This is a genomic window from Xenorhabdus innexi (assembly GCF_002632485.1).
Lineage (GTDB): Bacteria > Pseudomonadota > Gammaproteobacteria > Enterobacterales > Enterobacteriaceae > Xenorhabdus > Xenorhabdus innexi.
Window position 1 is genome coordinate 65,942 of sequence record NZ_NIBU01000014.1, and the last position, 10,134, is coordinate 76,075.

Below are 10,134 nucleotides of genomic sequence, written 5' to 3' on the forward strand. Positions count from 1 at the left end.
CGAACCACGCACCTCGTAAACGCGCGTAGGTCAAAGAATTAAAGTCAAAGTCACCGTCTAAAGACGGTGGTTTTAAACCTTTCATATGGAAAAATAAAGGCTTCCACATCGAAAAAGGCATCATCCAGCATGGTCTGGGTGGCAGCCGGGTTACCGTAAATTTCCCCCCAGATGGGTTCGATCGGTGCCAGCTTTGGCGTTTTCGTTTCCGGGCGTTCGTCGGTTTCACCGACCCAGCCACTGTTGGTGCCACCCTGATTGATCAGGCGCTTAAAGTTGGGGTTACCGACGGAGACCACGTTACACTCCGCGCGCATCACCACTTCGTCTTTCAGGGCACTGATGATATTGCGATCCAGCTCTTCCGGTACGGCATAGCCCCCTTCAGGATCGGTCGTGGTCTGCATCGCTTTTTGTTCCAGTTCTGCCAGCCCGTCTTCGCGCCCCTTACGGATAAATTGAGCAAATGCAGTTTTGTGCTCACTCACTGCCTTGTTGTTGCTGCCACCAGCCGGACGTTTCAACCCCGCCAGCTCTTCTTCCAACGCGGTTTTCAGGGTATCCAGCTCGCTGAGTTTGCCGTTCAAGTTTTCCACCTGTCCGGCCAGTTTGCCTTTTTCCGCCTCAATCGCGTCAATGCGCTGATCGTTTTTCTGCCGGAACTCGTCGAAACGCTGCTGAATTTCCTGCGCGACCTGTTGTACATCTTTGACTTCAATAGCCATAAAAAACTCCGGTTAGTTAAAATGTAATGATTTCAGTGCAGTTAATGCGTTGTCGGCTTCAGCATCCTTCAAAGAGAGTGCGCTGTAACCCGCTGACATAAAAGCCTTGGCCTGCATACGAGAAAGGCCGATATCGCGCAGCACCCGCTCAATGCCATCAGAAGTGGGAATATCGCCCCGCGCCAAGGCCGATTTGACGTTGCTGACCCGGGCATCATCATTGGCGGGGAAAGTCACTAAGCTCACTTCCCATAAATCGAGATCTTTCAGTAAAAAAGCCGCTTTGGTTCGGTCATATTCGCCCTCTTTCAGCACATAACCGATAGACAGGCCGGAGAGCGAACCGGCTTTCATATGCGCGTGTGCCCGTCTTGCCAGCGGATCATCTTCAATCAGCAGTCGTCCTTTGAGATACAGCCCGGTCTCGTCTTCTCTCATTTCGGTGTAGATACCGATGGGTTCATCCATCCGGTGCTGCCAGAGCAAAGCGGGTAAGCTGCCTTTTTCACGCCAAAGCTTGAGGGTATTGGTAAAGGCACCGGGTAACACGATATCGTCGGTACTGTCTTTCAGGCCGAATACCGAGCCATACCCTTCAAACTCACCGGTATCACTGACAGATTTCACGTTCAAAGGCATATCAAGCCGTTGTTTGATTATCATCGACATGGCGTTCTTCCTCTCTATTTCGGCGTTTGTTCCGGTTTCGTGGTCATATTCATCGGCGTAAGATAAATATCACCGCCCTCGCGGGGGTTGAGTTCTTCCAGTTCCCGGCATTCGTTCGGCGCGTAAATGCCCCAGTTAATGCCGGTGGCGTAGGCTTCAAAGCGGGATTTCATATCCCCGCGCAGCAAAGCCCCCGTGTTGAATTTGGCGTAGAACTGCCCCTGTTTATTAGCATTGATCAGACCGGCATTAATACGCTGCTCAATCCGCGTGAGATAAGGCACCAGCGAATAATTGATAAAGCCGATCCCCAGATTTTCGATATTGTTAAAAGTGGCACGGTCAGTGTTCTGCACCATATGCAGTGGCACCCGGAAGATGCGGCAGATTTCTTCCAGCTGAAACTTACGGGTTTCCAGAAACTGCGCATCTTCAGCGGACAGGCTGATTTGATGCCATTTCAGCCCCATCTCCAGGATCATCGGCTTATGGGCATTGACCAGCCCCTGATGGCGGGCCTCAAAATCCGTTTTCAGCCGCTGATACGCCTCGTCTTTCAGTGCCTGATCGGTTTGCAGTACGCCACTGGTGACAGCCCCGTTGCCAAACAACCGTGAACCGTGCTCTTCGGTGGCCAGCCCCAGCCCTATCGCTTGTCGGGCATAGGTAATGGGGCTTAATCCACTCAGTCCATCTAGCGTGAAAATACGCACATGCCAGAGTTCATCCTGTGTCAGCGTCCGGCTTTCTCCGTTCGGGAAGGTGATTTGATATTCAGGTTGCCAATCGTGATTCAGCTTGGAAACTACGACACCGGGATCGAGTGGCAGCAGCTCTACCACTTCCCCCAACACTTTCACTTTGTAAGCGTAGAAATTGCCCCGCAGGCACAGGCAGGCAATCAGCAACTCCCAGAATTCCTGTGGGGTCATGTAATGATTGGGTTTGACCGACAGCAGTTTATGCAACCGCTCGTCAATGGCTCGCCGGTTGCCGCGTGCTAATTGTTCATACAGCGAACAGGGCAACATGCCGACGGATTCCGCCAGTACCCGAACGCAACTGAACACAGCGGTGAGCTGCATGGCTAACTGGGGGCTAACCCGCCGTCCGCTGTAGGTGCTATAGGAAAGACCAATCAGTTCACTTAACTCACGGGAAGTTAGGGATTCGGTAGATTTGCGAAACAGGCCGGGGAAAAACATCACGCCTCCTTATCGGGGTTTTGGCTCAACATACGTGAAACCAGATACGACCAGCCGAGGCACAACACACCGGACACCATAAATCCGGCCGCCGGTAACAGCAGCCATGCCCCGTAAGACAGCAAAGCGCCGCCCGCCAGCCCGATGAACAGGGCAGCCACAATGAATATTTTCATGAAAAGACCTTAAAGTGAGCGAACACCGTAGGAGATCAAATGATCTGAAAGAGTGGGGGCTTCGTGCAATATAGCTCGCCCCATTGCCATTATCAGTGCTACCGCCCCATCAATTTTGCTGTCTTTATGCTCTTTGATAGGGCGCACAATGTCGTCATTGCCCCCCAGCGTTTTCCCGACAACATTGCTGATACACCAGGACATTATCGGATGACCGTCATGATGGAAACGCCCGGACTGGATGGCGGCCTCCAGCTCTTTCATTGGATCGCTCATATGGGGGAAATTCTGGGTAATGATAATGGGATTAATGCCCTCATCCGCCAGCGCATGCGATAAGCCGGTTGCCCCAAAGGGGTCAATCGGGGCTTCATTGACCGGATTCAGGTGGCAAGCCAGTTTGGCTTCTTCAAGGATATAGCGGTAATCCACTTCAGCCCCTTCCGTGACGGTCAGCAACCTCATTTCTACCCATTTTTGAAAACGCTCGGCACTGCGCCGGTTCTCATTCTGCTCCACGCTGTAAACGGTGTCATAGGGCACCCAGAAACGCGGGGCAATACTGTAAAAATGACGTTTGCCGTCGATTTCACGCGAAAAAAGCCGCGCCATGCTGTTCATGTCCAGCTTGCGGGCGAGGTCAAAAGCCAAAAAACAAGGCTGGCCCGCGAATTGCTCCAGCGTCAGTGAAGTGTCTTCGCACTGTTTCCAGTTCACCATATTGAAGTACGCCTCCCGAGCAGACACCCAGATATTCAGGTGCTTGGTTTTAAAGACGCTGGCTAAACGCGGGTTATTCAGGGCCCGCTGCTGCTGACTCAGCAAAAAGTCCGCATAGACCGAGACCCCCATATTGGGATTGGCTTTGCGTAACACTGCCGGTGAAGTCCAGTCATCCCCTTCATCCACGGTATAGATCACCCCGAACAGCTCCTCATTGGGCACATTGCCAGACAGCATCTCAATCACTTCACGCCGCTTGTCATAGCAAGAGCCTTCAATGTTGTAACCTGCGGTCGTGATCGCCCACATCAATGGCTGACGCCGCGCGCCCATCCCCGTCAGCATGGTGGTATACAGGTCATCGGTATCATGTTCATGATATTCATCCACAATGGCACAACTGGGAGACTGCCCGTCACCGGGATTGCCAATCAGCGGCTCAAACCGCGCCCCGTCTGCCGGGCGGTTCATATTGGCAGCATTCACTTCAATGCCGAACGCTTCCACCAACATCGGCGTGCGCCTGCACATCAATCGCGCAGGCCGGAATACCTCCCACGCCTGTTTCTCTGAGGTCGCGCCGGCATACACCTCCGCGCCGAATTCGTCATCACAGGTAAAGCAATACAGTGCCACCCCCGCCGAAATCGCCGACTTACCATTTTTACGGGGAATTTCGGTATACACCTCCCGAAAACGACGTAACCGGCTGCCTTTATGCACCCAGCCAAAGACCGAGCAGACAATAAACAGTTGCCATGACTCCAGCGTGATCGGCATCCGCTTAAACGCCCATTCGCCTTTGGTGTGCGGCAATAGCTGGATAAATTTCGCGGCACGTTCGGCCAAATCTTTATCGAAGCGGTATTTGAACGGGCGGCTCTTCTCCTGCTGCAGATTATCCAAATGCCGCTGACAGGCTTCCCTGACATAGCGACCGACGCTCAGTTTGCCGCGCACCACATCACGGGCATACTGGTTCGCCGCATTGACATTCGGATAGGCTTTACGGCTCATGATGAAATCATCCGGATAAACGGATTGTCTGTTTTAGCCTGACCCGCCGCGCCCATCAGACGCTGACGACTGCTCGGATCTAATCCCAGCAGGGCACCGGTGGTATCCATTTCAGACTGCTGCTCTTTTTTGGCGGTCAGCTCCGGGTTTTTAATCGGCCCACCGGTTGCGCCGGTGACCGTATTGCCCTGTCGGGCGATATTGATCACCGCATTGCGCCAGAACTGGTAAGCCACACACCAGCGTTCAAGTACCGCGAGATCGGTCACACAAAGTAACCCCTGTGCGCACAGTTCTTGGCTGGTCAGTTCCCACATCACTACGGCCAGCGACATGTTACTGTCGACAAACCAGTCTGGCGGTGAAACGTTCAATAATGGGGTAAAAGTCGGTTCATCGCGGTTCAGTTTGCGCTTACCCGGATTGCCTGCCAGTGCCTTGCGCGCCGTCGGTTTAGGGCGACGACCTGATTTCCCCGCCGTTCCCGCCATACGCAGCCCCTCCCGTGTTCAAAAACAGTGAAAGATCCGTAAAAAGCACCCGATTTAAATTTCATTTTTCGCGGGCATAAAAAAAGCCCCAAGGGGGCGGTCCCCTGAGGCGAGAGAGGCAGGGATTTGACCCGCCCCTCCCTTCTTCAGCGTAATCGCTCTGTCGCAGTCTTCTGTCGATGACAGGCTTCGCACAACAATTGCAGGTTGCTTAACGCATCCGTGCCGCCATGGGCTTTGGGTTGGATATGATCAACCGTCGTCCCTGTGACCGCTCGTCCCTGCCGTAAGCAGGGCCGGCACAAATGATTATCCCGTTGTTTGACTGAAATTTTTAATTTATCCCACTGGCTGCCATAACCGCGAGCATGCCGGCTTTTGCCTTGCTGATAGCGTTGCCAGCCGGTGTGCTGGTGGTCAGTACAGTAGCCGCTGCGTTCGATGGTAGTTTTGGGGCAGCCTTGCTTGCGACAGGCTCGGGGAATACGGGGTGGCATGTTCCGCCCTCCAGATAGCAAAAAACCACCAACAGGTGGTTAAATAATGTACTCAATAAAAATACCACTAGCGTCAACGGGTAGCAGGGGATATGCTGTATTTATTGAAAATGTTAACGGTTTTTTCTACTAAATACTGCCTTCTTTCTCTATTACCAATATTCTTGCTTCACCTATTGGATAAGCTACATGCTCAGTTCCAATAGAAGCGTAAAATATATCTCCTGTTTTTAATTTGGCGATTTTTTCCTGTCCTTTTTCTTTATAGTGCATATCAACATTTCCATCCATGACCGCAAACACTTCTTCACCCTCGTTGATATGCCATATATAAGGTTGATTAGTCCAATGAAGTTTTACGGTAACGCCATCAAGATTCGAGATCAACCGAGAATCCCATGCTCGCTCAGATTTAAAATCTTTACTTTTTATATGCTCCATAAACCAAGATTCGCCTCTATTAATTACATATTATTAACATACTATATAATCTATATTATCGACACTGCATCCTGACATATTCCCGCAATCTCAGAATTCATTTTCTCTGATTATGGTGTTGGTTTTCCGTGATTTCCTCTGCATCCAGTACTCACATATTCCTGCAAATATTTTAATTTTGCCCGGTCGTTGATGATGCCTTCTCGAATATCGAGAACAGTTGATCCAATTTCTCCAGTGAGTTCGACGGTGGTTGCATCGACCACGCTGCCGGAGGCAGTGCTTTCAAACACGGGACAACTGGCTTGGATGCGCAGCTTGCGACGACCAGCGGCAACATCAGCCCGAAGAGTGTCAATTTCAGTCTTGGCATTGGCGAGATCCTGAGTGTGTTTGCTATCCAGTTCATGCAGCATCTCAATATGTGTGTTCTGGTAGTTAATGGTATCGGTCAGTTGCTGGATCTCAGTTATCTGGTCGTTATTGATGCCGAGCTGTTTCTTATACCCAGAACGGTATAAGAAGGCTGATGCTGAGGCAATAACCAAGGCAATAACCGTACCCTTGGTGACATTGAGCTTCATGATAAAAACATCTGGCGTTCAGATGCCCTGCGATTATCCAACCCACGCATCACCTTGCCTGCTGCTTTATTCCAGTGGGAAAACTCTGCCGCTGTACCAGTGTAATCACCTTGATTGAGCTTCTTCAATAACGTCGAGCCGGAAAAGTTACCGCTACCACAATTGAAGATAAACGAGCACAAAGCATCGAACTGGCCTTGATTCAAAGGAACTTTGACCCATTGCCTTAATGTGGTGTAAATAGGTTGGAGATCATCATGCAAGAATGCTTCAGCCTGCTGCTCTGTAATCACATCACCTTTTTTAACCCCTTTGGTATGACCGTAACCAATTGTCCACGGAATACCGCCAGTTGCGGGATCGGGGTAGGCTTTCAGTTTCAGACCTTCATACTGTTTAATACACTCAAGGCCTTTATCGCTGATTTCCATCAGAAGATGCTCCCGCTTTTTTCTCTGCGGCCTTACGCAGCCATTGACCGATAAAGTCCGTACCCAAGTAACCCATCATCACACTGCTGATATAGGCTAAATCAGGACTCAAACCAGACAGATTTAAGACATCACGAATAAACCACGCGAACATGGCGCACATAAAGGCATCAATTGATACCTTTATCCAACCACCACCGTTATAGCGACCTCGAAGGAAGGCCATTGTCCCGGCGAGTACGGCTCCGATGCCTTGTTCTTTTATTGAAATAAGCCAGTTACTGAGCTGTGCCCAAATATCAGGATTTTCTTTCATGTTTATATTCCCTTTATTAAAGCAATAAGTATCCGTGGGGGAAATTATGATCGCCCCAATAAGTTACGTAATAGGATGTCAGCTGCAATGTGTGAATACAGATATGATTAAAGTGGTGAGATGGTAAATATGAAAAAGGCTACGTTAAGCAGCCTTGATATTTTTATTTTGAGGAATTATTGGATCATTACTCTCTCTTACAACAAGCAGTAGGAAATCCTTAACCAAACCAATCTACTACTTCTTTCGTCATCCCTGTGAGGTTTTCGAAATGCTTAGCATTGGTAGAAGTAACGTGATAATACTTGAAACATTTGAACATTTCCTCTTCCCAATTTACTTCTACCTCAGCTTCCAACATCCATTCATCATAACCATAGGATGGCTTTGGATTATCAGCATTGACAATTAAGGAGTTTAATAATGGATAATTATTATCATAGCAAAAATGCCCTAAACAACCGGCATATTTCCCCACTGTTCCACGATCAAGACCAAAAATCCCCTGTAACTCATAATAAGGGATTAGCCTCTTATGACGCGCAGCGTTAATCATATAGCGTAAAAAGATATTCAATATTTTCGGATCAACAATATCACTGTACACGTGTTATTTCCCTATATTCCAATGAAAGTAACATTAAAATATAATCAATTACTCTTATCAATCGTAATTTATCATTTTAAACACATTATCTTATTCATCTCTCGTTCAGTTTGACAAAAACGCTCCTCTTCCAGCTCAACCCCTAATACACGGCGATTGAGTTTTAACGCGGCTTTTAATGTCGCCCCGGAACCCATAAAGAAATCGGCCACCAGATCCCCTTCCCGGCTGCTGGACTGGATAATATGTGCCATCAGGTCAGCCGGTTTTTCACACGGATGTTTGCCCGGATAATACTGCACGGGCGCAAACTGCCAGACATCGGTATACGGCACGGCGGCTGTCACCGAGAACGGGCGGCGCATTAAACCATATTCCTGCCGCAATTCATCATACTGACGCGATAGAGTGAGGTGGGAATCCACCAGCTCCGTATACGGAATATTTAGTTCACCACGCTGGTGCTTTTCTTTGGCAATACGGTTAAACAGTACCTGCAACTTTTGATAGTCGATTTCACTGGGTAACTGCCACTGGCTATCGCTGAACCAGTGACTGGCCATCTGCTTCCCTGTGGCGGCATGAATGGCTTTTGCCGTGACACCTAACGCTTTTCTAGCATCACGAAAATAATCAACCAGTGGTTTAAATACTGATTGTTTCAAGTCATTACATTGTTTGAAATAGCCATCACCTTTCGGGTGATAGGGTCCCTGATAATGTTCAGCAAAAATAATACGTTCGGTCGCCGGGAAATACATGCGCAGGCTTTCTTTATTCTGCCTGCGCCACGGGCCGGACGGCTTTGCCCAGATAATATGGTTCAGCACGTTAAACCGTTCCCGCACCAGCAGCTCGGTATCCGCAGCCAGACGCGAACCGCAGAACATGTACAGGCTGCCGTTCGGTTTCAGTACCCGCCAACATTCAGCAAGCAGTTCATCCAGCCATGCAAGGTAGGCCGTGACATCTGCCCACTGGTTATCCCAGTGACAGTCTTTCACACGAAAGTACGGCGGGTCAGTAGCGATTAAATCGATGCAGTTATCTGGCAGGGTTTTGATAAATTTCAGCGAGTCATCGTTGACTAAGGTGACAGGGCGTAACTCCATTCGCTTTTTTCCTCTCGACGCTGGCAGCGATTAGGAAAGGCCACAACACGAAAAGCCGGCGTTAACCGGCCTGCACGTTTACGTCCCCGGAAATAGCCCCATCAGGAAGAACGTTTGAAAAACGTGTCATTGTCCCGGCTTTCCATTAAACCGGCCAGACAAAATTGGGTTAACAGTAATTGGCAACGGGGTTCAGGCAGCCCCATTAATTTAGACACTTCAGAAACAGAAAACCACGTATGTAAAGGAACGGCGTCTAAAACACAGGCGGCTGTTATTGTCATATCTTCATGTTTTAGCATGATAAATTTAACCTCATGGTGAGTTTTTGTGCATAAACACACATGTAACTCTGCCCCATGACAACAGCAAGTCTTATGTTTATTTTAGGCAAGAAAAACCCCCTCAATGAACAAAGGGGTTCTTTAAAGCTTATGGATATAATTATACGCCTTAACTTAACTAATTAGGCTTTAGATTTTTTCCAATTTTCATAGGCTTTTGTTATGACAGTATTGATAATGTCGTAATTCTGCCAAGAGTCTTCGACATGAAAGAAAAGTGACCAATCTTCAGCTAAGGTATCGTTGTAATCAAAAAAATACCCATCATTTTCTGTATGATAATAAGCTGATGCAAAAGCCGCACCTTCTTCATTTAAATCCATAGTCGAGAATTTTTCATCACAACACGCAATAAGAAACTCTCTTCCTGTCATTTCACGTTTGCGAACAGCGTCCAGTTCATCTTTAAATAATAGGTTAGGATTTTCTCCCTCAAGATTATGGTGAATAATCCAGGCCAGAAAAAAACCTATATGTGTCCCACGATTTTCACAAGGTAACTCGTGTTGTTCTTTCTGGTCATCATAGAAATCCATTCTATCAATATACATATTTCTCTCTTTCATTGATGTAGATATTAATTATCTATTATAAAAGGAAAATGGATATTCTCTTAATAACAAAAGACCTCACATAAGCGAGGCCTGATAAATAAATGGGTCTGTTCGGTGACTTGGTTATCACGTTTATCACAATACATAGATAGGCTCTTAAGAATTAAGCCGTTCAAAACACGCATCCAATGTTTTGTTTTTACATGATTTTCTTTGTGGTGTTTTGAACGCGTTCTGGCATA

The 10,134-nt window shown here is 48.2% G+C and carries 15 protein-coding genes and 1 pseudogene; all 16 read right to left on the bottom strand.

What is annotated here, in order from left to right:
• Positions 1-92 precede the first annotated feature (92 nt).
• A pseudogene (locus Xinn_RS08005) lies at positions 93-725 on the bottom strand (phage major capsid protein); the annotation flags it as partial.
• A gap of 12 nt (positions 726-737) precedes the next feature.
• Positions 738-1,388 (bottom strand): HK97 family phage prohead protease, encoded by a 651-nt coding sequence (locus Xinn_RS08010; RefSeq protein ID WP_143706592.1) that lies wholly within the window; start codon positions 1,386-1,388, stop codon positions 738-740.
• Positions 1,389-1,408: 20 nt separating this feature from the next.
• Entirely contained in the window at positions 1,409-2,599 is a 1,191-nt protein-coding gene (locus Xinn_RS08015) for a phage portal protein (RefSeq protein WP_086955609.1), read from the bottom strand.
• Entirely contained in the window at positions 2,599-2,775 is a 177-nt protein-coding gene (locus Xinn_RS21960) for a hypothetical protein (RefSeq protein WP_169923551.1), read from the bottom strand. Before Xinn_RS21960 ends, Xinn_RS08015 begins: the two co-directional genes overlap by 1 nt.
• Before the next feature lie 9 nt (positions 2,776-2,784).
• On the bottom strand, positions 2,785-4,515 hold the full coding sequence (locus Xinn_RS08020) for a terminase large subunit (protein WP_086955607.1): 1,731 nt from the start codon (positions 4,513-4,515) through the stop codon (positions 2,785-2,787).
• Positions 4,512-5,006: a phage terminase small subunit P27 family gene (locus Xinn_RS08025; protein WP_086955605.1), complete on the bottom strand. Its 495-nt coding sequence runs from the start codon at positions 5,004-5,006 to the stop codon at positions 4,512-4,514. The genes Xinn_RS08020 and Xinn_RS08025 overlap by 4 nt, the downstream gene beginning before the upstream one ends.
• Positions 5,007-5,152: 146 nt before the next feature.
• Positions 5,153-5,503 (bottom strand): HNH endonuclease, encoded by a 351-nt coding sequence (locus Xinn_RS08030; RefSeq protein WP_086955603.1) that lies wholly within the window; start codon positions 5,501-5,503, stop codon positions 5,153-5,155.
• Positions 5,504-5,632: 129 nt separating this feature from the next.
• Positions 5,633-5,944, bottom strand: a complete 312-nt coding sequence (locus tag Xinn_RS08035; RefSeq protein WP_012987802.1) for a cupin domain-containing protein — start codon at positions 5,942-5,944, stop codon at positions 5,633-5,635.
• A gap of 110 nt (positions 5,945-6,054) precedes the next feature.
• Positions 6,055-6,528 (bottom strand): lysis protein, encoded by a 474-nt coding sequence (locus Xinn_RS08040; RefSeq protein ID WP_086955601.1) that lies wholly within the window; start codon positions 6,526-6,528, stop codon positions 6,055-6,057.
• The gene (locus tag Xinn_RS08045) at positions 6,525-6,959 is read right to left on the bottom strand and encodes a lysozyme (protein ID WP_086955600.1); all 435 of its coding nucleotides are present in this window, start codon (positions 6,957-6,959) and stop codon (positions 6,525-6,527) included. The genes Xinn_RS08040 and Xinn_RS08045 overlap by 4 nt, the downstream gene beginning before the upstream one ends.
• Positions 6,943-7,275 carry a phage holin, lambda family gene (locus tag Xinn_RS08050; protein ID WP_086955598.1) on the bottom strand — a complete coding sequence of 111 codons (333 nt, stop codon included), beginning with the start codon at positions 7,273-7,275 and terminating at the stop codon, positions 6,943-6,945. Before Xinn_RS08050 ends, Xinn_RS08045 begins: the two co-directional genes overlap by 17 nt.
• Before the next feature lie 220 nt (positions 7,276-7,495).
• A complete protein-coding gene (locus Xinn_RS08055; protein WP_086955597.1) occupies positions 7,496-7,882 on the bottom strand; it encodes a hypothetical protein in 387 nt (128 codons plus the stop codon).
• Between the two features lie 71 nt (positions 7,883-7,953).
• Positions 7,954-8,994, bottom strand: coding sequence for a DNA-methyltransferase (locus Xinn_RS08060; RefSeq protein ID WP_086955595.1), 1,041 nt, complete (start codon positions 8,992-8,994; stop codon positions 7,954-7,956).
• Positions 8,995-9,095: 101 nt separating this feature from the next.
• Positions 9,096-9,296 (bottom strand): hypothetical protein, encoded by a 201-nt coding sequence (locus Xinn_RS08065; protein ID WP_086955594.1) that lies wholly within the window; start codon positions 9,294-9,296, stop codon positions 9,096-9,098.
• A 164-nt stretch (positions 9,297-9,460) separates the two neighbouring features.
• Entirely contained in the window at positions 9,461-9,889 is a 429-nt protein-coding gene (locus Xinn_RS08070) for a DUF7832 domain-containing protein (RefSeq protein ID WP_086955592.1), read from the bottom strand.
• Positions 9,890-9,951: 62 nt separating this feature from the next.
• The coding region (locus tag Xinn_RS22410; protein ID WP_211286007.1) for a hypothetical protein at positions 9,952-10,134 on the bottom strand (183 nt) is incomplete at its 5' end.